This is a genomic window from Coprococcus sp. HCN-4056 (assembly GCF_037892645.1).
GTDB classification, from domain to species: Bacteria; Bacillota; Clostridia; order Lachnospirales; family Lachnospiraceae; genus Coprococcus; species Coprococcus ammoniilyticus.
In genome coordinates this window covers 96677-119281 of the sequence record NZ_JBBKBL010000008.1, presented here as the reverse complement: position 1 = coordinate 119281, position 22605 = coordinate 96677, and the positions used below count along the sequence as shown (strand labels likewise).

Genomic DNA, 22605 nt, shown 5'->3' with positions numbered 1-22605 from the left:
GAACTATTCCAAAAAGAAGTCTGGGAGAAATTTCTCCCAGGCTTCTATTTTATACGCATACAAAATAAAAATATTTTCAGAAAGGATAAACTATATATGGCTACCACTTCTCTTAACCCAAATCTAACATTGATAGAATCAGCCCTTTCAAAAGATGATATCATGAAAATTAATTTATATTATAAAGATGGTACTTTTTACAACGAACGAGAAGGTACTCCTTCTGATATAATTAAAGATATAGACATAAATAATTTTTATTTTGTTCCCACAGAATTTGGAAATTATATTCCTACATATGCAACTTTCGAGCATTTTGGACGAAAATTTGGTTCTTATGGTTCACCCAATTTTAATATAAAAGCATATATGTGTTTGCAAATAAGATATTTCCATATTACAAACTATTTAAAAGACAATGAACATTACAATACCTTCAATGGATATCACGCATGGAAAGAATATATTGAATCTTTAATTAATGACAGAAGTCAAAAAGACTTTCCTACATACAATACCGAATTAACGAGAATAACAGAACAATATAATTTTAAAGAAATCTACAATCTCAGTGAATGTCAAAAGAAACTTGGTATTTTTATCCTAGCACTAGATGAACAAAAAGTCATCCAAATAGGTTATGCCGATTCTTACAAATATGATTTATGTAAAACAATTCAAAAAGAAATACGAAAATTTAATATGCGCAGTACCGGTATAGCCTTATATAATGCAAAGGATATAACACGTATATTTATCTTAGATGCACATACATTTTTTAATGAAGATACAATAAAACTCACAAAAACTGAAATGCATTCCGTCAAAAGAGAATTTATACGTATGCAACTTGCAGAAGACGATACCTATGAAGATGATTATTTGGATAATAATGAATTATATCGTTCACTACTAAAAGATGCCTTAATTAACAAAACACATGAGCAACGTACATATTTAATTCGCGAAAAAAAATTCCAAATAATTAGTACTATAAAAGAAGATATTTTACTATCATAATTTTTCATTTTTTACTCATGAAAGTTTGATAAAATAACTATTATAAATGCTCACTCTAACAATTATTTTTTATCTTTCTTATTCGTACTACTATTCAAAATAAAGGGACTGCTGCACAGTCCCTTTTATCCATTATTTATTACTTATCCAAATATTTTTTTACCTCCCCAATAACCAGCTCCGCTGTCTGAAACTGTTCTTCCGCTTTTTCTCGTGACGCAATATAGAAATCATCATAATCACTTTTTTCACGTACTCTTTGTAACGTTCCAAGCTTTCTTCCAATTTCACGCGGAAATATTTCTTTAGCCACATATTCTTTATTAAAGTATCCCATAACATCTTTATGACGCTTAAAATCAACTGTACTCAACGCCAATATAGCTTTTACTGCATAAAATGCAGCATAGTAAGAACGATTAATCGAATCCTTATACAAACCCTCTTTTAAACAATGTGCTGCTACTTTTAAACTATCTTCAGCTTCGGCAATTCGATAATTACTTAAATTCTTTTGTCTCTCATCCAATTACTATCCCCTCCTTCTCTACATTATCAAAGAATGGCAACGCCCCCAACCAATATTTATAATGTTCCTCATTTTCCAGAACTGGATTAATCACAATGCCTGATTCCAGTTCTAATTCAAAAGCAAGATCAAAAATTTTGTTCTCGACTTGTTCTATTTCTTCTTTTGAAAAGGGGGTTAATATCATAACATCAATATCTGAATTTTCCTTATAATCACCACGAGCATAAGAACCATAGACAATAAGCTTAGATAAATTATTTTCCAATATTTTTTTAGCACCCTGTGCAAAGGTCATTAAAACTTCCTGTCTTGTCATAAAATTTTCCTCCTGTTCCTGATTATTTTTATTCATATATTATGTAGTTATAATAACATTTTTTATTTATTAATACCATTTAAATCTATTATAATTTCAAAATCCCTCAAATATCACTGAAAAAATTATTTCATCTTATTATTCATGCTTTGGACGGCTTTCATTCGTCCATTTCTTCGGGTTCGTGTCATCCGGTATCAGTCTGACCGGAATAGCACGTAAAACTAGCAGCCACTGACGGATGATGAAATGGCTTTCTTATCTGCTCTGGACAGAAAGGAACCGCTGATCGGCAAACCGGAAACACCGGAGCTGGTTGAATTTTCATTGACCTGGTAATCCCCACAAAAAAGAGGAACCCTTCTTGTTCCACCTACAAAAGCCAGACATAAAATCTGACGATTGTATGGTTGGAACATAAAGGATTCCTCTTTTTTATTCTATAAACTCCCGGCTGATCGCCGAAATCACATCACTTAGCTGTGGTAATGAGAACGTTTATAATGTACGATCAGCCCTGCTGCCGCAAGGATCAGTATCACCACGATTGCCCACACCTGCGGCGTTACATCCTTAATGTTATAGCAACGGACATTGATCCACATCTGATTGATCTGTTTACTGGCATCTACATCGAAATACTGCATGATCGCACTTCGCTCGATCGCCGCTTCGTCCGGATACTGGGCATAGAGCTGACGTCTTGTCTGCTCCTTCGGAGCAGTTATGATGTAATCAGGATCCGAATTATCACCACTGAAGAAATAACCAAGCGGATATTCTGCTGTATCTTCTTCTCCATCTTCCGCACCATAATTCCAGTTCAGATAATCAAATACTGTATTATCATCTTCACCTCCTGCAATAACAGAAGTATATCCGATGTAGTACATATTTCTGACTGCATTGTCCGGTCTTGAAAGAAAGTTCACAAAGCTTTCTGCTACCTGTTGTTTTCTGGCATCTTCATCGATACCATCCTTTAACATCACCCAGCCATCAAACCAGAGATTGGTAGATTCCTTCGGCACGGCGAAATCAAGATAAAGATCATCTTCTTCTGCCTGATCCATCGCATAAACCGCATCACCGGACCACTGATAATTTGCAAGCACCTTACCGGATACCATATCTGCCTTACCACTGTCTGTCTCAAAGGAATATACATTGTCCTTCATATCCTGAAGCAGATCCTGCACTTCCTGTATCGTTTCCGGGCTGACATCATTCATTACCCGAAGCAGATCATCATGATAAGTATCTGCATTTATGAATTCCTCTGATGTCAGTTCGTCCTGCTTCAAAATGCCAAGTGCCGCAAAATAAGAATCACGCACATTATCCTTGATCGTAACCTGACGTGCAAACTTCGGATTATTCAGGATATTCCATGTACCTGCTTCTTCCTCTGTTATCTTCTCCGGATTATATAAGATACCGGTTACACCCCACATATATCCGGCTGCATATTTGCTCCAGCTCTCACCATTGATCTCATTTTCATCAAAGGTCTGTCTGATATATGGAGATACTCCCTTTGCATAATAATTTTCCTCTATACTCGTGTCATAAAACGAATCCGAAAACGGAACTACTTTTTCTTCTGCCATCAACTTCATGATCATGTAGTCGGATGGACAGACCAGATCGTATTTATCACCAAGGGTAAGCATGTTATAAAGGTCTTCATTTGTTCCAAAGCAGGAATATTCCACCTTTACCTTCTGACCATATGTCTCATAGTACCAGTTCTCAAAATCTGTCACCATGGAATTCTCACCGAAGATCTCGGTTCCATCTTCCAGGTCGATCACTTCGTCCTCATCCCATTCTCCAAGGTCGATATATTCTTCCCAGTTGGATACACGAAGCACGATCGTATCATCCGATTTCTGTACATTAGCAGCATCTGTCTTTGCTGCATCACTTCCTGTATTATCTGATGCTGCAGACGATTCTGCCTGATCCTGCGTTTTATCATCTGCCTCCGCATGTACCAGATAAGCCGCAGGCGTAAGCATCATAAGTCCGGCACAGAAGCCGGCAAATCCTTTGAATAACTTCTTCTTATTCATATCTGCCACCTGCCTTTCCGGCTCTCGCCTTTGCCTTTGATGTCATATTCATACCAACAACAATCAGTATAACGATCACGAAGATCACTGTTGATAACGCCCATAAAGCAGTCTTGATCTCTGTCTGAGAACCCTTGGTCGCATTTACGACATAAGTACTGATCGTATCAAAGGTAGCCGGCTTTGTATAACTCGCAATGAAATAATCGTCTAATGACAAAGTAATTGCCAATGCAAATCCCGAAATTACACCCGGCAAGATCTGTGGAAGAACTACTTTTACCAGTGCGGTAAATGGTGATGCGCCCAAGTCCATAGCAGCCTCATACAAGCTTCCATCCATCTGCTTTAGCTTTGGTACAACTGACAGATAGACAAATGGTGCAGACAGCACAACATGTCCGACTACCAGCGGCACATAGGATTCCTTACTGACACCAAATACTACGATCAGCAGGATACAGATTGAAAAACCGGTTACAACATCTGCATTTACAACCGGAACCTGATTCATCGCAGATACGATCCCCGATGCAAGTTTCTTGGAATAAAATGCACCGATCGCACCCAATGTTCCAAGCAGAGTGGCAATCAATGCAGATCCAACCGCAAGAAGAACCGTTCCCCAGATCATATCTGCAAGCTCAGGCTTGGTAAATAATGTAACATAATTCTGAACGGAAAATCCGTGTATCGTTCCGATATTTGCCGAATCCGTAAAACTATAAACTGCAAGGATCAGAATCGGCAGATAGAGGATCACCAACATCAATATAATAAAAGCAACCCGAAATCCTTTTTTCATTATAACAATGCACCTCCTCTGTTGTTGTCTTCTCCCTCATATTTATTTGTAAAGAGAGTAACGATTAATATAATCAACAGAAGCACCAGTGCGATCATGGATCCATTGTGCCAATCGTATGCAGCAAAATAGCTGCCTATCAGACTACCCATAACATAAGTGCTGTTATACAACATATCCAATACAACATAGTTCGTCATAGACGGAAGGAATACCATCACGATACCACTGATGATACCCGGAACAGATAACGGAAGCGTCACCTTTAAAAATGTCTGAACAGAACTTGCACCCAGATCATTTGCTGCTTCTAACAGACTGTTATCTAACTTCATCAATGTTGTATAGATCGGCAGAATCATAAACGGAAGAAAGTCATATACCATACCGATCACGGAATTCAAAAACGGATAATATGCCAGATTATGCTCGATCAACGTCAGGACTTCCTTTAAAGCAGTCAGTCTTAACGTAAAATTGATCCACATCGGAAGAACGAAGATCATAACAATGATCGACTTTTTCTTCCATTCACTTCTGGCAAGTATATAGGCGATCGGGTACGCCAGCAACAAAGCTGCTGCAGTCGATACACAGGCGATCGCAAAGCTGTAGGCAAGGGTTCCGATCGTGTTCGGACTGGTGAAGAATCCTGTCAGGTTCTCCAGCGAAAACTGTCCCTCCCCATTTGTAAATGCATAATATATAATGACTATAAGCGGTGCAACCACAAAGCATATCAGGAACAATGCATATGGCACACACAGTTGTTTTCTGGAAAAACGTAATGTACTCATCTCTGTCTCCTTTTGCTTTCGGTTATTTCTTAAGTTCAAAGTGGATCTTATCCTTTGGAATCACAAGGCTGACAAAGTCATCCATATTCCAGAGATATTCATCGTGAACAATGAAGTCTTCCTCATTCTCCGTACGGACTACATAGCTGTAGTGGTCTCCTTTATAGATCAGGTTAATGATATGACCGGATATGATACCTTCCTCCTGATCATCACTCATCGTAATATCATCCGGCTTGATCGTTAAGATCACCTTGAGCCGCTCATGATCGATGACATCTCCGGACGCATCCATTAATACACCATCCTCATAATGAGACGATGGAACGATCTTACTCAGATCACACTCAAGCTCACCATCTAAGAATTCCAGCTTATAATATTTGTCAACTCCTGTCTCGATGCGGTTCAGTGCTTTCTCCGCAGGCATAACATGAATGCCATCCGGCTCTACGTTAAGTCCAACCATGTCGCCCACCTTTGCAGACTTTGTGGACTGTATCACGATCTCATTTTTACCGGACTGTACTGTGATCTCATAATGAACACCCTTGAATACCACAGAGATAACCGTTCCTTTTACTGCTCCCTGCTCCGGCGACACGATCAGGATATCCTCCGGACGCACTACGACATCCACCTGTGTTCCATGCTCTACATCATCCAGGCATTCGAATTCCGCACCACAAAAACGAACCTTTAATTTGCCTGTCATGATACCATTAAAAATGTTGCTTTCTCCGATAAAGTCCGCAACGAATGCATTCTTCGGCTCATTGTAAATATCCTCCGGCGTACCAATCTGCTGGATACGTCCTTCTGACATTACAACGATCTTATCTGACATTGTAAGCGCTTCTTCCTGATCATGGGTTACATAGATAAAGGTAATTCCAAGTCTCTCGTGCATTTCCTTTAATTCGAGCTGCATCTCTTTTCTCATTTTCAGATCCAGCGCACCGAGCGGCTCATCAAGCAACAGAATCTCCGGCTCATTTACCAGTGAACGTGCAATTGCAATTCTCTGCTGCTGTCCACCGGACAATGTCTGAACGCGTCTATCTTCAAACCCTTCAAGATCTACCATCTCAAGAGCTTTTTTTACTTTCTTTTCAATCTCAGCCTTTGGAAGCTTTTTCAGCTTCAGGCCAAATGCGATATTGTCATAAATATTTAAATGTGGAAACAATGCGTATCTCTGAAATACCGTATTGATCGGGCGCTTATTTGGCGGCAACTTACTGATGTCCTTACCATTTAATAAAATCTCCCCCTCTGTCGGCATCTCAAAACCGGCTATCATTCGAAGTGTGGTCGTCTTACCACAACCGGACGGCCCTAAAAAGGTTACAAACTCTCCACGCTGCACCTCCAGATTAAAGTCATCCACAGCCGTAAAGTTATCATCAAAATTTTTTGTGATATGCTTTAACTCGATAATGTTTTCCAATTATTTATACACTCTCCTTTTCAAGTTATTTATAATTTTTATCATTAGACAAAAATCAACTAATTCTAACATATCCGGGAGAAAATTAATATATATTTCGTGTTATTTTTCTTAGGTTTTGTATAGATTTTTCATACGGATTTTTATTGTGTAAGTACCGAAGCATACAGTCTGACCAGATCTGTCTTATCACCGAATTGAAGATGAACCGAACCGTAACCCGTCTCCTGAATCCGGACATTTTTATTTGCTGCAAGATCGCTCAGATGCACGTTGGAATTCAGCCGTCCATACCAGCCTTCCGGAGTCTGCGTAAGCCCTGTGACCGGAAGCTCAGCCAGCAATTTCTCTAATAATGGGTCCTTCCCTGACGGCTGCAAAGAAATATCAGCTTCAACGCTCACCACCTCATCAATATTCAGATCATCATAGAATGTATGAATCCGGTCAACTGCTTCTATATTATCCGTATGAAAGATCAGATAACTCTGACCGGTATTAGAATCAACAAGGAAAGTGATTCTCCAGAGCTCACTTTCCCCGTTGCTTTGAAATGTTGTTATATACTCATCCTGTCCGGTGACTGTCAGTTCACCGGAAGTTAGGCAAAAATATTCAGCCGTATTTAACAGAAGATTTTTTATTGCTGTCGGCGTCAGATGAGAATGAGCCACCTGGTACACGCCCCATGCACTCACATCCGCATCGATCTGCATCTGTGCATCTGCCTCCTGCACTCCGGCAAATACTTCTTCAATGTCCATTTTCTCATTTATAAAAAATTGCAATGCTGCTGCGATCCAGACAAGCAGCACCATGTAAATCTTCGCCGATCTTTTCATGTACACATCCACCACCCTTTTTCTATATTCTGGACAATATCATATATTTTTATGCTCAGCGAAATATTTTTACATTACAGGTCATTCCTTTCTTATAAAAGAAAATGCTGTCAGACATATAAATGCCTGACAGCTCATCGACTACAGAAATCTCCAGCTCTCTATTTTATCTTCATCTTCTTTGTAATTCCCTTTTTTAACAGGAACTTCTTATATACCATCTTCTTTCCTTTCGGGACCTTGATCGTTGCTTTTGTATAGATCTTTGAAAATGCTTTAGAGCCAACAGTCGATGCTGTTAACTTTGTTGACTTGATCGTAATGGTCTTCAGATTTGTGCATCCATAAAAAGCATAATTTCCAATCTTGGATACATTTGCACCGATCGTTACTTTTTTCAGCTTCTTTCTGTTTACAAAGGCACGGGATGCGATCGCCGTTACCTGATATGTTTTCTTTCCAATCTTCACAGTCTTAGGAATTGAAAGTGATGTGATGGTATTTGAAGTAACTCCGCCAAAGGCAACCGTCTTTGATGATGTGATCTTATAAATCATCTTATCCTTGATATAGATATCACCCTTCCGGTATCCACTCTTCTGTCCATTATCAAATGACTCTGTCTTGTCGGTTTTGAAGGTCTTTACGTTCCTGGCTTTTTTCTGTACCTTGGATAACTGATATGGATTGATCTCGACAAATACCGGTGAATCGTTATTGGTTACATACCATATAACCGTACCGGATTTGGTTACAACCGGCTCACACATCGCAAGTGCCAGTGGAGAAGAACAGATCTCCGAGGTTTTATTTCCACTTTCATCCAGCAGCACCATCTTCGTTGTATAAGTATTCTTCACTGTATTCTTTTCTTCCCATAATAACAGGAACTGTGTTCCCGACAATTTTACAAGCTTTGGATTCATAACCGTGATCTTATCCTTCGCTGTATAGTTCGTGATCCACTTTGCACCTGTCTGCAAATGTGTCTTCGATCCTGCATTCACATAGATATTTCTTACAGAGGTCTTTTCGTTCTTGATGCCTGTTCCGGTCAGAATATAGTTATTGGTTCCAAGCTTCAGATCATTTAATGTATAACCGGTATAGTTATATCCTGTGTCTCCCGGAATCGCAATAACCGTTCCATACATGGACGGATCCTTTACCTGATCTCCGACTTTCGTTGCTGTAAGCGCAATACCCCTTGGATAAGCATCTCCCAGATCTGCACGATAAATGTACTTACCATCTGTTTCAATCTGCTGTGCAAATGAATGGCTGACATAACCCTCTGACAGATTCATAACATCATAATACGAATCTGCCAGCTTCATATTGCTCTCTTTTACTACAAAGGTACAGTTTGCCTGATGATGATATCCGTCGCTGCTGGCAAACATCGTATGACAGGTGTGTATATATAATTTACCTGCTGTTTCTGTCATTGAAAGTCCACCTGCATCAAATGGCATATATGTATTTGCTCCCTTGATCCGGCAGGCTCCGATCCGCTTCCAGTTTTTATCATACTTTACAACACGGATAACTTCCTTTGTCTTGCTCTCCTTTGTATTTGACTGTCCAAATACAAGATAGTTGTATTTCTCTCCATTATAATATCCGCCAAATAACGGGAGTTCGCATTTGATCTTTTTCCGGCTCTTTAACCGATAAGAAGAATCATAAACCTCGCGAACTACCAAACCTCTGATATACTCTACACGCTCAAAGGTTCCATCGGATCTTGCATTCAGATAAGCGGTCTGTACATTTCCATATGTATATCCACTGTTTGTACTCAGATGCATGGTTGCTGATGCTGTACCGACTGCTCCGGTCGATTTATAAGTTTTACTGCTCTTTGATAAAGTCGAATCTGTTACCTTGATCGTGATCGTCTTCTTCACATTGATCGGATCTGCCTTGATCGTGATCGTTGCCGTTCCCTTTTTCCATGCATTTAAATTGCCATTCTTATCGACACTTACGATCTTTGGATCTGAACTTTTATAAGTATAGTCCAGAGCAAAGCCACCATTTGTACTGCAGGCGGCTGTTCCCGATGCTCCTACCTTCATACTGGCCGGTGCACTCACACGGAAGGTTGTCGGATATGTCCAGTCAAATGTTTCCAGATAATAATTGTCATTCTTTTTCTCTACTACTACACAGGTGGATTTGTCCATGAAAAATGTATAGACCGGGTACTTTGTCTGTAACCGTATCTTCTCTTTTTGCTTTGCTATGTCGTATTCTGTTAATACCGTCTCATCTGTTTTTACGATCAGAGACTTTGCTGTGCTGTTTAATGCACATCTTGGTCCGATGCTTGTAAGGTCAATATATCCATCGCCGTAATATGAATCAGCTGTGTAAAACGCCATCTTCAATGCTTTTTTATTTGCAATGTTGATTGGTGATACGGATACACTGCTATCAATCAGGTTAATACTTGTAGAGCTCTGGGTTACATCATTTATATCATACTGATTCGAATCTATCAGTACACAGATGTTCCCATTAAATGTAGACAGAGATACCAGATACCTGTCATTTAACATCCGGATCGGAGCCTTATGTGCAAACCATCCATCCTGGTAGAGATACATCATATTCTCTCCCTTGATCGTGATAGAATTATCGCTGTTTACCTTGCCAGCCTTCAGACTTGCCATGCTGTGATCATATCCCCAATATCTCCAGTTCTCTGATCCTCGGTAATAAAAATTACCATTCGTTTTATCAAAGCCTGCAAATTCATATATCTCACTTCCACATTTGGTCGTACTCAATAATTTTCCTTCGGAATTGAACAGATACAATTTATCTTCATTGGTCGCAATATAATATCTTCCATATGAATCGACTCCAAATGTAGATATAGGATTTGCCCAGTTCGCACCAATATCCAATGTTTCAAATGCCTGCTTATTTACTGTTCCTGTCTTAAAATTATAATTTGTGATCTCTAAATCACATGTACAATCATAAGAACCTGTATTTTCGTTATTCGTATATGATACATCCGTTTTCGCAAAATATATGGCATTATCATCCATATAAGACTCTTCAACCCCACGTTCACTTGTATATACCGTCGTATATGTATTCTTGGAAATATCATAGAATACGATCTCGTATGTCCTGTAATTTCCATAAACCTCACCTACTGTATGGACAAAATAAATTCCATTCTTCTCCGGTGAATACATCATATCATTGTAGGAGGTCGTCTCCCCAACCTTATCCGCATTCAGCTTTACCGCCTTTACAGCCGATAGCTCCGCTTCTGTCTGGTCTGATTCAGATACTGTCTGTGTCTGCAATACAGCCTTTGCAGAATCTTCCTTTGCCTGTACCATAGCCGGACTTCCGATCAGTCCAACACAAGCGGCAATTCCAGCTAATGCCACAGTTAATTTCTTCCATTTTTTCATAGTCACTCGCTCCTTTTCATTTATATGATCTGTCTTCCTCTATTCATCTCCGCAGATATTAAACATATTTTATCATGGCATTTACGCTCTGCACAATCACTAATCTACAGATGCTGTAAAATTTTTTCTTCCTTTCCATATCGCGGCAGCAAAAAAACAGGCAACCACCAGATCTTCGCAGATATGCATTCACTCTTTATCATGCATATCCAGACTGATAACCGCCTGTTTTTATTAATTTGTATTTCGTTAATATCTTTCAGGAAGAACATATTTCTCCTGATAGTCGATCATTTCTTTGTAAATTCTCTCGCAGTTATTATGATCTCTGTAGTAGAAGAAGTCATCGGCACGTTTTACATACTCCGGCTTCATCTGACAATCATTCTGCATATACTCGATCAAAGTATCGATCAGCTCATCATTATCATGACAGATCTCACCAAATGCCATCGTATCATAATGAAAGGTTCCTTCTTCGTAATGCTGTGGAATATCCTTATGATGCAGATATACCAATGGCTTTCTCATATAAGCAAAATCGAACTGAATACCTGAGAAGTCCGTTACCATCAGGCTGGATTCACAGAACATATCTTCATAGCTCATATCACCAACTGCAGGAACAATATCTACAAAATCATTCTTATCAAAATCTTCCACCTGAGAACTTACGATCGGATGTAAAACATATTTGATCCGATATCCGTATTTCTCTGCTGCTTCGATCAGACGCTTATCATTAATAAGTGCATTGAATACCTTAAAGTATTCGGATTCTTTAAACAGTGGATTGTAATCACGCTGCTCACTCTCACTGGTACGCACCGGCATTGCTGCCTGCATTCTCCAGGTCGGGCTGATCATAATCTGTTTCTTTGCCCGATCCTTCAAGCCATCATAACGTGGTACACCAGTCAGCTTCAATGCATCATAGCCAACATAATCATATACCGGTCGTGACAGGTTCTCGATCTCATACTTGGATGCACAGAAATAAAGTCTGAGATTGTCTCGCAGACGGTTCTGTGCGATCGCGATTTTCTGGATCGACATACCATGCTGAACACAGCAGACATGAAAATGCGGAAGATCACGGATAAATGCGGAATTCTTCAGCTTATATCCGTTAAACGCATACACAGTTGAATTCGATATCACCATCATATCTGCATATAAGAATACCAGTCTGTGCTTTAAGGAATCACGCACCAATGGCTTGTATCCTTCCTTCTTCAGGCGCTTATAATCGGTACTCTTCTTATCAACCAGATAATAATGCTTAATATCCTTGCTGTTTTGTGCACTGGCATATTTATACAGGTACTCGGATGAATCCCCGCCCTTGTAAATCTTATCAATATACATCCAGATTGGCTTTCTGGTCATAAATGGACGACAGATAAAGTACAGCATTCTGAATATCGCATACTTTCTTGTCCAGTTATCCTTCTTAAACATATCCTTCAGTAACTTAAGCTCTTTTACAAATTTCTGTGACTTGCTAACCTTACGGATCACCATACTTCTCCGCTCAGATGTCATCATATACTCTCTGTTATCTCCAAAGAACCAGTGGCTGTTTGTAAAGGCTCCACATACCCGACTGAAATGGGATGGGAAATGAAGTGAGATCGTCTCGATCTGCGTTCCGAATTTCGCCTCACAGGATATTGCTGTTTCATTTTTCTTTGCGACCGGAATACTCAGATGGAAAGAATGCCTCTTACAGATAGCTGCTCCAAATGCCTTTGTCAGACCATATCGTCCGTTATATTCGATCTTATATTTGACATTGTTATATTTGAAATAAATCTCGTCCGCCATGGAGTACAGGATTGGATGAACCGTTCCATCGATCTCCAGCTTACCATCTCTGTAATTGATGAACAGGATGTTAGTGCTTAAGCTCATAACTGAATTAAACAGGGTATCCCCGATTCCATAATAGATCTTTCCTGCAAGGAAAAATCGCTGAAACTTATAATCCTGTCCATTTCGTAAGATACCATACACCCATTTCATCGTATCACCTGTGATACAGGCCGCTATCTTATTCCGGTTCAGCATGATACTCTCTTCAATCAATCCAAGTGCCTTACCTATCAGTTCCAGATATTCCTCGCCATGGCCTTCCTCGATCACATGCTTGTTCCGATTGTCCATGTTGCCTTCAAATCTGGCATGTATGGAATACATGAAATTATACTGGATAAATACCGGTATCCTTCCATATTTTTCTTTCATTTCTGTTAAGAACGGCATCCAGAATTCTGTAATAGAATCAAAATACCACTCCTGCATATACAATCCACGATAAAATGTAATATCATGTTCCTCATATTCGTATGCTGTATATTCCACACCCGGAAGATATACAACCTTCATTTCTTCTGCCATCAAACGAAGGAAGAAATCACGTTCTATTTCCAATCCCAGTGATGTATTGACATTATGTTGTTTTAAAATATCCGTTTTTAAAATTGTTCCTGCAAAAGTAAATGGATAACAGTCGTATTTATTCTTCAAATCGATCACATAAAATGCTTTTAATTCCTTTTTACTGTCTGTAACTTTTAAGAAATTACGAAATGCACCTTTCGTTGCATTTGCAAATGTTTTTGCGATCATATATACATGATGTCCCGGGCAGATTGTAATTCCATTTGTAAGGATCTCTGCCAGATTCTCTGAGATCACATCTCCGGCTTCTATAAATGCACAGTAATCTCCCTCTGCTTTCTCTGCCATCTGATGATATGCTTCTGCCGGTGCAGTATATGCGGTATCGTCAATTGTTACCGTAAATGCAGGATTACCGATCCTGGTGATCACATTATTATACCAGTCTTTATCTGCTGTTACCTGACTGGTATTCAGCACAAACTGAACCGAATACTCTGCCATCTGTGCATCCGAAACTACAGTCTCTGATTTCTTTTCTTCTTTTTCTTTCTCAGTCTCAGCATGCTTCTTCTTTTCACCCATACTGATCTTTTCCTGAGAAATATCATCCGCCGACAGATCACTGTCGCCAATATCAGTACTACTTCCTTCTGCAAATGCCATACTGCCTTCCCCTGCTGCATTTGCAAATTCTTCACCGATCCGGACTTTATTATTCTTACCAAGCCCATATGCCGCCATCTTTTCAAATACTTCAATGGTCGCCTTGTTTAATTCTTCTTCGTCCGTTAAACAACACAAAATGGATAATTTCATCGTCCATCTCCCTCACAACTACTTTACTTTCTTCTATATAGTATCATTCATTTCTAGCATTTTACATACAGAAATTATTTTACCTAACTTTCTTCTATAACGCAAGTAATTGTTTTAATCTTATATTCATTATTCTCTTGATTTCATTTATGATCTGTGCTATAAAGTAAACAACGTTTACCATTTGAACAAAAAGGAGTGAGAACAATCCGAGAAAGTACAAAAGCAACCAGAACGGCAATCCTTACGAGTGCCAAAGATATCTTTCTGACATATGGATATCAGGAAGCTTCCATGCGCAGGATCGCAGCCAAAGCCGGAATCACCCCCGGAGCGATCTATAAACACTTTTCCGGCAAAGAAGATATGTTTGAAGAAATCTTTGCGGAAAGCGGAAATAAGCTTATGCTGCTTTCCGAATCTATGTTGCATGCAGATTTTACTTCCATGACAGATGATCAGTTACTTCAGGTCTTATATTCCGGGATATCCATCCGCACCTTCGAGCTGTTAGAAGATGACATGCAGTTATTTCATATGCTGTTAAAAAATGACTCCGGTACATATATAAACCGTTTCCGTAAAATCTATATTGAACAATGCACCAGATTTGCAATGCAGTATTATTCCGAATTATACAAACGAGGACTTGCATCAAATCAATTATCAGAAAAAACAGTCTATATTCTCTCATCCTCTGAGTTCTCGATGGTCTGTGAAATAATCGCAGATGATTCCTGCAAAAACGGGATCACACCTGAGTGCAAACAGGCATTTTTAGAAGCAATGAACATTCTGCTTCATGGACTGGAAGCAGCACTTGGAATAAAAAAACAGGAGGAACCAAAACATGAAAAAAATTAAGATTGAAAAAGGAACCGTACAGGAAACATTATTAATTCCTCTATATGGAAGAAAATGTGCCAGATCATCGAATTGGAATTTGATTAATATGGAGGCCGCTTAAAATGGAATATGGATTTACACAGAAATTATTTGGATATTTTTATCACAGCTCCTGTATGAAGCAGGCAGCAAAACAGAAGTTGAATATTAATAAAAAAGCAATAAAGCAGGAATATGTATCGATTATGAAAAATGCGAAGGACATTGGCAAATCCAGACTTATGAGTTCCTATTGCATGGGAGCATATTTTATCGCCTTAAACCGTAAAACCCCACTGTCACCGGAAGCCTGCTATGAACTGTACAAGGACGGCTTATCTTCCAACAAACTGTTTCATATAGCGGTTGGAAATGCCAACAGCTATCTTGATAAAAAAAAGATGCCGGACAGACTGAAATGGTCAGCAGATTCCCATTTACACAGATATGAAAACGACTGGGTTGTTGATATTATCGAAGGAACTCCACAGGATGATTTTGAACTTGGTTATGATTATCATACCTGTGGTATCTGTAATCTGTGCCGGGATGAAGACTGCTTTGAACTGGCAAAATATCTGTGCCGCATGGACTATGTGCTTGCAGACATGATGCAGATGAAGCTCATCCGGACAAAGACGATCGCCGAAGGTGCAGATTCTTGCGATTTCCGATATGGACGAAAATGATCTCATACGACCGGCAGCATTCAAATACGAAAAAATTAATAAACAAAGAACACAAAAACTGCCGCCAGTTGAATGACTGGCGGCAGTTTTTGCTCTTCCTTATACTTACACTCTACTTTTTTCTGTGAGCGCTACACATCTAATACCAGATTATTTAATCTTGACTGCTTTTACAGCACTCCATTTTCCATACACCCGGTTTCCGGTAGAATCCTTCTTAAATGCACGAACCTTAATGTAGTATTTCTTTTTAGATTTTAATCCGGTTAATGTCTTGGATAATTTCTTTGTTACTTTTTTCTTTGCTCCACTCATATTTTTCTTAGAAGAATAACAAATCTGATATCCATATGCATCTTGACTCCAATAGTGTACAAATTCTTTTTAACTTTTTAGATAAATTATCAAATTTCCTGATATCTGTAATAAAGCATAAAAGTCCAGATACAGCATTTCTGCCATATCTGGACTTCTACTAAAATATACATGTTACCTGTCCTGCTTGTGTCTTTAGTCTATAATTGCCTTAATTTCCGATTCGCTCATATCGGTTACATCCATGATCTGTTCTAAGGTGTAGCCTTTCTTATGCATTTTCAGGATAATATCAACTCTTTCTTCCGATCTTCCTTCAGACCTTCCAATGACCTTACCTCGTGCTTCGCCTATTTTTTCGCCTTCTGCCCTGCCAGCAGCTTTGCCAGCGGCTTCGCCCTTCGCATATCCCATTTCTTCTACGCCTTCACTCAGATTACACATGATCTTCACCTCGTCTCTGATACCGTGTCTGTCTACTGGTATGTCATACTCTTGTTTCATCAGCTTCAATTTTTGTTCTGCCGTCATTGTCTGCGACAATAGCGTTCCCAGTAAGCGATGCAGTTCATATCTTTCTTCCTTAGGCGGTATCTCCTTTGCCAATCCGATCATCACGATGTTAGGAATATCCAGATTGCCTTTCCAGTCCTGTTCGCCAAGTAAATCATCTTTTACCATATGAATATGACTCAGACTGTTCTCTTTCATATTCATACAGATCCAGATGGAATACACCTGTTTGATCTCGTTATAGTCAGAACCTGTAAATTCCCGCTCTTTCTGGGATGACACCAGTCTTGCCGTATAGAAGATTGCCCGATTTAAGATAAAATACTTTGTCGGTTCATTCTTCTGGGCTTCCAGATTAATGATCATTTTCGCCAATCCATCCCGCATCCGTACATAGAAGATAATATCAAAATATATCTTTCCCTCATCAATTTCGGAACTTTCTGTATTCAGTCCGACAATCCGTTCACCGGTTCTGGCATCCACCGTTTCTTTGTTCGTTAATCCCAGTTCAACCGGAACCTGGCTGATATATGGTTCACCTTCAATCAAAGAAGCGACCGTATCTGCATCCATACCTTTAAATTCTTCTACTACCCTGATCAGTATATGCGCCAGTATGATCTTCTGTCCAAGCAGGCGCTTGGCACTGGCATCATACTGTGCTTTCTGATCAGTTGCCTTGGAGGAATATACAATTTCGTTATCCATGTTCTATCTCCTTTCTTAATACTGATAGAACAGAATAACATGCATATTTTAGCTTTGTATATTGCCTCCGTCTCTCCAAGTTTGATTGTAACGGATATTGGAAAGGAAAACAAGTTTATAATTATTTACCGTAAAATCTTACAAATGATCAGACCGATACCACATACGGTTATTCCAACTGCGATCACTACATCTTTGTTATCTCCAACAATGTTCACATACTTTGCTTTGCCCGGACGATAAATGATCTCCACCGGATCATTCCGGTTTAACTTTTTGTTTCCGCCATTTGCAGCTCGTAATTTCATATCCTGTCCATTATACTGAAACTGCACAACCGGAAAATCAACACCATTTTCATTGACAAAGTCAGTAATCGTTCCCGGAAGCTTTTTCCCCTGCCGGTCAACGATGACCTTGATCAGACACAGGATACCTCCAATAAATTCTCTGTTACACGCAAAGAATTCATTTTTTTCATATTATCGTGCGAACAAAAGAGGTACAAGTTGAAAATGTTTATTTCTTATAGAAGTTATATCCATCTATCTAATATTACAAATGCGTTAATACATATTCCCCAAATTCAGGTAATGAAAAGAAAACATACCCATGTTCCTCGCAATCAATAATACCCCTTTTCTTTAACCTGTCTCGATACGGATTAAACTCATTTGTTTTCAACGAAAGCTTATCTCATATCTCCTTTATTTACCAGATTCTATTTTTGCAATACCATAACAGATCTTCCTGTCTTTGTTCGATAACTCCGACCAGATCTTGTCATACACATATTCACTCAGATACTGTCTATATCAAAAAAGGATTTGCTTTTTCTATTGATATACCGATTCCAAGTACAGATAAATCAATCTTGGCTTTTATAAATAAATCTTTTAATTCCTTTTGATCATATAGTTTTGCAGCAAAACTATACAGCAGATCACGTTCCGGATTCATCTCAATAACGATCCATTCTTTTTCTTTTCGGAAATGCTTTGAAATATCCGTCAGCATAACTTTCTTTCCACTGCCTCGTCCCCCTGTAATCATATAAATCTGCTGAAAACATTTCTATAATTTCATTTGTCTGTACTAATCTGGACACTGATTCTAAAGGACTTCTTCCGAAAACTAATAAAAACGGATTTTGCATGTTGCACCTCCTTTTTTTACTGTTCTTTACTCTTTTATATGTGTTTTACTGTTCTTTACTCTTTTTTACTGTTTTGTCAAGTTAAATGCAACAAAAAACTGTCTGTTATAGATTCATATGTTTCTATCTATAACAGGCAGGGGATTTAAAAATTTATCTTCTTATTATTTTATCTTCCACGTCTTTATATATCCGATGGATTTCTTTTTCAACTGTTTCTTTAAAGCTGTCTTTATGTTGTCGACAAAACAGGCGCCGGATATTACGAGGAATTAAATTTATGCACAATGAAAATGAAAAAAGAAACATTGCTGTCTCACAGAAAGGCAATGCTATACAGCTTGCCGCATTAAACATCCATCAGCTTTTCCCATCCCGAACCAAAGATGAATGTCTGGTAGAATTGAAAAAGAATCCACCCCTTTACCGGACATATCTGAACTGGCCTGACAAATGGAAATCAAACTTTCTGGAATTCATGGAAGGTAAGAAAAGCCTGCCATTGACCTATGATCCATTTTTCAAAAAGCTGTTCAACCCAGATATATACCCGGAACGGTTATCACGACTGATCAGCAGTATCATCGGTACAAATGTTACCGTAAAATGTATCCTGTCAAATGAAGACAGCATGCTTCCATCAACTTCTCTCCTGCTTCTGGATATCATTGTTCAGTTAGAAGATGGTTCGATCGCAAATGTGGAGATCCAGAAGATCCCATACACCTTTCCCGGTGAGCGGATGTCCTGCTACTCTGCTGATCTTCTGCTCCGCCAATACACCAGAGTAAAAGGGGAAAAGGGAAGTACATTCATCTATCAGGATCTGAAAACCGTTTATACGATCGTGATGTTTGAAAGCAGTCCAAAAGAATGTAAAGATCCCGAATTATCCGATATCTATCTGCATCATGGAAAGGCTGCATTTGATACCGGGATCAACTTCCATCTTCTGCAGGAATACTATGTCGTTGCACTTGACGTCTTCCGGAAAAGTAAGTATTCTAAAGATATCAACGAACTTAACGCACGGTTATCCCTGTTAACGGCAACTACCATGGATGACCTTGCAGCACTGATATCCGACTATCCGTGGATGGAAGCCATCTGCATGGATATGTCAGAATATCTGTATCACCCGGAGGAGATTGTTACCATGTTTTCTGAAGCATTACGAAAATTGGATGAGAATACTGTCAATTATATGATCGATGAGCTGAAAAAAGAACGGGACGAAGCAGTCACCGCTCTGGCCGAAAGAGATGCTACAGTATCTGAAATGGGTGCTGCTTTATCTAAAAAGGACGCCGAGATTGCAAGATTAAAGGCTCAACTTGCTGAACGAAACAAATAAAATCTTATTTATATATAATAACAAACAGAAAACTCCTGATATTATACTTGTTATGTAGCAAACCTATCCGAGTGCCGGTTCTTAGGCAACGTCCCTTGCTGCCTTACGTACCGTTGCACCGAGGATAGAGCGCAAGCGTTTTGCATAATAACAATGTATAATATCAGGAGTTTTCGTCCGTTTCTATTCAAATTGATGCTCTTTATAGTGATGGGCTTCCTCCAGCATCATATCCTTGACCTTCATGAGTCGCACCTGCGTGCTTCGCTCATTCTCATCAAGCTTCATGCTAATATAACGGATGCCCTCCTTTGTCTCAGGAATAATAACATGCTCCAGCGCATTTACACGCCGTCTGGTCTTTTCGATCTCCGATGCCAAAAGCTGACAGGATTTCTCAATCTCCGCCAGTTTCAGCATATCCGGAAGGATGTCAGCAAGTGATTTTACTGCATCATCCAGATCACCGGAGGTAAATGCAAAACCGTAAGAATAGATATCATTCTCATCCGCACTTTTTGTTGTATATTCAAATACCGGAATATCTACACTCATAACATTTCGATCCTTACAGGTAAGCTGGACTTCCTGTTTCGGTGCCATCAGTGCCGTATGAAGGATCTGTTCAGACATGCCGGCTTTTGCTATGACAAAATTCGTATTGGCGGCCTTGATACCGGCCTCAACCTTCTCTCGAAGCGCCATATTCTCTCTTGCCATATCAAGGAACTGCCGCATCAGCTCATCTCGTTTATCTTTTAACAGCTTATGGCCTCTGGTTGCCGTAACAAGCTTCTTCTTTAAACGGGTCAGTTCCATTCTAGTAGGATTTACCTGTGTAGCTGCCATTTTTTGCCTCCTTATAAAGGGTTTATAGACTGTGAAGCGCTCCACCTCGCCTGTCGGCTCGTAGCGCTCTTCCGTTTATTAACTCGAAGCGCTCCACCTCGCCTGTCGGCTCGTAGCGCTCTTCCGTTTATTAACTCGAAGCGCTCCACCTCGCCTGTCGGCTCGGTGGGTTCTGTCGAACCATGCTCGTATCCTTGCAAATCGTCTGCTATGAGCAAGCTCAAGCATCCCATTTGCAAGTCTACTCACGCGCTTCTCGTTACTTTCCATAATACATATCTAACCACTTGTCATCGATACGTTTCAGTTCTGCACGAGGCAGGATCGATAACAGCTTCCAGCCGATGTTTAATGTTTCTTCGATACTTCTGTCTGTCTCATACCCCTGAGATACATATTCCTTTTCAAATGCTTCTGCAAACTTTGCATATAAAATATCGATATCCGACAATGCAGATTCACCAAGGATCGTCATAAGTTCCTTTGCATCCTTACCACGGGAATATGCCGCAAATAACTGGTTCATGGTGCTGGAATGATCTCCTCTTGTCTTTCCTTCACCGGTACCCTTATCCTTCAGACGTGACAGGGATGGAAGTACATCGATCGGTGGTGTTACACCCTTTCTGTAAAGCTCACGGCTTAAGATGATCTGTCCTTCTGTGATATATCCGGTTAAGTCAGGGATTGGATGTGTCTTATCATCCTCAGGCATGGTAAGAATTGGGATCATTGTGATACTACCGTTCTTGCCACGCTGTCTTCCGGCTCTTTCATATAAGGTTGCAAGGTCTGTATACATGTATCCGGGATATCCACGACGACCCGGAACCTCTTTTCTGGCTGCGGATACTTCTCGTAATGCATCTGCATAGTTTGTGATATCCGTCAGGATAACCAGTACATGCATGTTTTTTTCAAATGCAAGATATTCCGCAGCGGTCAGTGCCATACGAGGAGTAGCGATACGCTCAACCGCAGGGTCATTTGCAAGGTTGATGAACAGTACGGTTCTGTCGATCGCGCCTGTCTCTTTAAAGCTCTCCGTGAAGAAGTTCGCTTCTTCGAAGGTGATACCCATAGCTGCAAATACTACGGCGAATGGTTCATCTGTTCCACGTACCTTAGCCTGTCTTGCGATCTGGGCTGCTAGCTTCGAATGTGGAAGTCCTGATGCTGAGAAGATCGGCAGCTTCTGTCCTCTTACCAGTGTATTTAATCCATCAATAGCAGAGATACCTGTCTGGATAAATTCCGATGGGTAATTTCTGGCTGCCGGATTCATTGGCAGACCATTGATATCTCTTCTCTCCTCCGGAAGGATATCCGGTCCTTTATCGATTGGTCTTCCCAATCCGTCAAATACACGGCCAAGCATATCTTCTGATACGCCAAGCTCCATGCTTCGTCCAAGGAATCTTACTTTACTGTTTGAAAGGTTGATACCTGTTGAATTCTCAAATAACTGTACCAGTGCATCTTCACCATTGATCTCAAGAACCTTGCATCGTCTGACTTCGCCGCTTGCAAGCTCGATCTCACCAAGTTCATCATAGGTAACATTTTCTACACCATGTACCAACATCAGAGGTCCTGCAACTTCCTGTATGGTTCTATATTCTTTTGGCATGTGC

At 39.7% G+C, this 22605-nt stretch carries 20 protein-coding genes; 4 read left to right on the top strand and 16 right to left on the bottom strand.

What is annotated here, in order from left to right:
- The first annotated feature begins 96 nt into the window (after positions 1–96).
- Positions 97–1020: a hypothetical protein gene (locus tag WKT03_RS12485; RefSeq protein ID WP_117822055.1), complete on the top strand. Its 924-nt coding sequence runs from the start codon at positions 97–99 to the stop codon at positions 1018–1020.
- A gap of 139 nt (positions 1021–1159) precedes the next feature.
- Here the strand turns inward: WKT03_RS12485 and WKT03_RS12480 are convergent, their stop codons facing one another.
- The 10 genes from WKT03_RS12480 to WKT03_RS12435 form a co-directional block, all read right to left on the bottom strand.
- Entirely contained in the window at positions 1160–1549 is a 390-nt protein-coding gene (locus WKT03_RS12480) for a HEPN domain-containing protein (protein WP_021943435.1), read from the bottom strand.
- The gene (locus WKT03_RS12475) at positions 1542–1868 is read right to left on the bottom strand and encodes a nucleotidyltransferase family protein (RefSeq protein WP_021943436.1); all 327 of its coding nucleotides are present in this window, start codon (positions 1866–1868) and stop codon (positions 1542–1544) included. Before WKT03_RS12475 ends, WKT03_RS12480 begins: the two co-directional genes overlap by 8 nt.
- Before the next feature lie 224 nt (positions 1869–2092).
- Entirely contained in the window at positions 2093–2287 is a 195-nt protein-coding gene (locus WKT03_RS12470; protein ID WP_021943437.1) for a hypothetical protein, read from the bottom strand.
- Between the two features lie 57 nt (positions 2288–2344).
- Positions 2345–3943, bottom strand: coding sequence for an ABC transporter substrate-binding protein (locus tag WKT03_RS12465; RefSeq protein ID WP_340392343.1), 1599 nt, complete (start codon positions 3941–3943; stop codon positions 2345–2347).
- Positions 3936–4748 carry an ABC transporter permease gene (locus tag WKT03_RS12460; RefSeq protein WP_117822058.1) on the bottom strand — a complete coding sequence of 271 codons (813 nt, stop codon included), beginning with the start codon at positions 4746–4748 and terminating at the stop codon, positions 3936–3938. Before WKT03_RS12460 ends, WKT03_RS12465 begins: the two co-directional genes overlap by 8 nt.
- On the bottom strand, positions 4748–5545 hold the full coding sequence (locus tag WKT03_RS12455) for an ABC transporter permease (RefSeq protein ID WP_186847315.1): 798 nt from the start codon (positions 5543–5545) through the stop codon (positions 4748–4750). The genes WKT03_RS12460 and WKT03_RS12455 overlap by 1 nt, the downstream gene beginning before the upstream one ends.
- Positions 5546–5567: 22 nt before the next feature.
- A complete protein-coding gene (potA, locus tag WKT03_RS12450; protein ID WP_021943441.1) occupies positions 5568–6995 on the bottom strand; it encodes a polyamine ABC transporter ATP-binding protein in 1428 nt (475 codons plus the stop codon).
- 143 nt (positions 6996–7138) lie between these two features.
- The gene (locus WKT03_RS12445) at positions 7139–7837 is read right to left on the bottom strand and encodes a hypothetical protein (RefSeq protein WP_340392341.1); all 699 of its coding nucleotides are present in this window, start codon (positions 7835–7837) and stop codon (positions 7139–7141) included.
- A gap of 161 nt (positions 7838–7998) precedes the next feature.
- Positions 7999–11277, bottom strand: a complete 3279-nt coding sequence (locus WKT03_RS12440; RefSeq protein WP_117785846.1) for a leucine-rich repeat protein — start codon at positions 11275–11277, stop codon at positions 7999–8001.
- A 249-nt stretch (positions 11278–11526) separates the two neighbouring features.
- Positions 11527–14499: a CDP-glycerol glycerophosphotransferase family protein gene (locus WKT03_RS12435; protein WP_340392337.1), complete on the bottom strand. Its 2973-nt coding sequence runs from the start codon at positions 14497–14499 to the stop codon at positions 11527–11529.
- A gap of 198 nt (positions 14500–14697) precedes the next feature.
- Between WKT03_RS12435 and WKT03_RS12430 the strand changes: the two genes are divergently transcribed.
- Positions 14698–15363 (top strand): TetR/AcrR family transcriptional regulator, encoded by a 666-nt coding sequence (locus WKT03_RS12430; protein WP_340392335.1) that lies wholly within the window; start codon positions 14698–14700, stop codon positions 15361–15363.
- Positions 15364–15467: 104 nt separating this feature from the next.
- The gene (locus tag WKT03_RS12425) at positions 15468–16073 is read left to right on the top strand and encodes an L-2-amino-thiazoline-4-carboxylic acid hydrolase (protein WP_021943447.1); all 606 of its coding nucleotides are present in this window, start codon (positions 15468–15470) and stop codon (positions 16071–16073) included.
- A gap of 150 nt (positions 16074–16223) precedes the next feature.
- Here the strand turns inward: WKT03_RS12425 and WKT03_RS12420 are convergent, their stop codons facing one another.
- The 4 genes from WKT03_RS12420 to WKT03_RS12405 all read right to left on the bottom strand — a co-directional run bounded on the left by WKT03_RS12420 (position 16224) and on the right by WKT03_RS12405 (position 18665).
- The gene (locus tag WKT03_RS12420) at positions 16224–16388 is read right to left on the bottom strand and encodes a hypothetical protein (protein WP_445293055.1); all 165 of its coding nucleotides are present in this window, start codon (positions 16386–16388) and stop codon (positions 16224–16226) included.
- 195 nt (positions 16389–16583) lie between these two features.
- Complete coding sequence (locus WKT03_RS12415) at positions 16584–17612, bottom strand: hypothetical protein (protein ID WP_340392332.1); 1029 nt, start codon at positions 17610–17612, stop codon at positions 16584–16586.
- Between the two features lie 125 nt (positions 17613–17737).
- Positions 17738–17920 carry a hypothetical protein gene (locus WKT03_RS12410; protein ID WP_147341681.1) on the bottom strand — a complete coding sequence of 61 codons (183 nt, stop codon included), beginning with the start codon at positions 17918–17920 and terminating at the stop codon, positions 17738–17740.
- 502 nt (positions 17921–18422) lie between these two features.
- Positions 18423–18665, bottom strand: coding sequence for a mS29 family ribosomal protein (locus WKT03_RS12405; RefSeq protein WP_243000507.1), 243 nt, complete (start codon positions 18663–18665; stop codon positions 18423–18425).
- Positions 18666–19048: 383 nt separating this feature from the next.
- Here WKT03_RS12405 and WKT03_RS12400 point away from each other — a divergent pair, with 383 nt between their 5' ends.
- Entirely contained in the window at positions 19049–20122 is a 1074-nt protein-coding gene (locus WKT03_RS12400) for a PD-(D/E)XK nuclease family transposase (protein WP_340392329.1), read from the top strand.
- Between the two features lie 183 nt (positions 20123–20305).
- On the opposite strand, the gene WKT03_RS12395 is transcribed toward WKT03_RS12400, so the two are convergent.
- Positions 20306–20971 carry a V-type ATP synthase subunit D gene (locus WKT03_RS12395; protein WP_021944903.1) on the bottom strand — a complete coding sequence of 222 codons (666 nt, stop codon included), beginning with the start codon at positions 20969–20971 and terminating at the stop codon, positions 20306–20308.
- A gap of 259 nt (positions 20972–21230) precedes the next feature.
- Positions 21231–22601, bottom strand: a complete 1371-nt coding sequence (locus tag WKT03_RS12390) for a V-type ATP synthase subunit B (protein WP_008402614.1) — start codon at positions 22599–22601, stop codon at positions 21231–21233.
- Positions 22602–22605: the final 4 nt, after the last annotated feature.

Coding starts and splice junctions, on each gene's coding strand:
- WKT03_RS12410 (WP_147341681.1), bottom strand. CDS start 17,920: ATGAAATTACGAGCTGCAAATGGCGGAAACAAAAAGTTAAACCGGAAT.
- WKT03_RS12405 (WP_243000507.1), bottom strand. CDS start 18,665: ATGATTACAGGGGGACGAGGCAGTGGAAAGAAAGTTATGCTGACGGAT.
- WKT03_RS12390 (WP_008402614.1), bottom strand. CDS start 22,601: ATGCCAAAAGAATATAGAACCATACAGGAAGTTGCAGGACCTCTGATG.
- WKT03_RS12475 (WP_021943436.1), bottom strand. CDS start 1,868: ATGACAAGACAGGAAGTTTTAATGACCTTTGCACAGGGTGCTAAAAAA.
- WKT03_RS12425 (WP_021943447.1), top strand. CDS start 15,468: ATGGAATATGGATTTACACAGAAATTATTTGGATATTTTTATCACAGC.
- WKT03_RS12400 (WP_340392329.1), top strand. CDS start 19,049: ATGCACAATGAAAATGAAAAAAGAAACATTGCTGTCTCACAGAAAGGC.
- WKT03_RS12415 (WP_340392332.1), bottom strand. CDS start 17,612: ATGGATAACGAAATTGTATATTCCTCCAAGGCAACTGATCAGAAAGCA.
- WKT03_RS12420 (WP_445293055.1), bottom strand. CDS start 16,388: ATGAGTGGAGCAAAGAAAAAAGTAACAAAGAAATTATCCAAGACATTA.
- WKT03_RS12435 (WP_340392337.1), bottom strand. CDS start 14,499: ATGAAATTATCCATTTTGTGTTGTTTAACGGACGAAGAAGAATTAAAC.
- WKT03_RS12440 (WP_117785846.1), bottom strand. CDS start 11,277: ATGAAAAAATGGAAGAAATTAACTGTGGCATTAGCTGGAATTGCCGCT.
- WKT03_RS12455 (WP_186847315.1), bottom strand. CDS start 5,545: ATGAGTACATTACGTTTTTCCAGAAAACAACTGTGTGTGCCATATGCA.
- WKT03_RS12485 (WP_117822055.1), top strand. CDS start 97: ATGGCTACCACTTCTCTTAACCCAAATCTAACATTGATAGAATCAGCC.
- WKT03_RS12470 (WP_021943437.1), bottom strand. CDS start 2,287: ATGTTCCAACCATACAATCGTCAGATTTTATGTCTGGCTTTTGTAGGT.
- WKT03_RS12395 (WP_021944903.1), bottom strand. CDS start 20,971: ATGGCAGCTACACAGGTAAATCCTACTAGAATGGAACTGACCCGTTTA.
- WKT03_RS12445 (WP_340392341.1), bottom strand. CDS start 7,837: ATGAAAAGATCGGCGAAGATTTACATGGTGCTGCTTGTCTGGATCGCA.
- WKT03_RS12465 (WP_340392343.1), bottom strand. CDS start 3,943: ATGAATAAGAAGAAGTTATTCAAAGGATTTGCCGGCTTCTGTGCCGGA.
- WKT03_RS12460 (WP_117822058.1), bottom strand. CDS start 4,748: ATGAAAAAAGGATTTCGGGTTGCTTTTATTATATTGATGTTGGTGATC.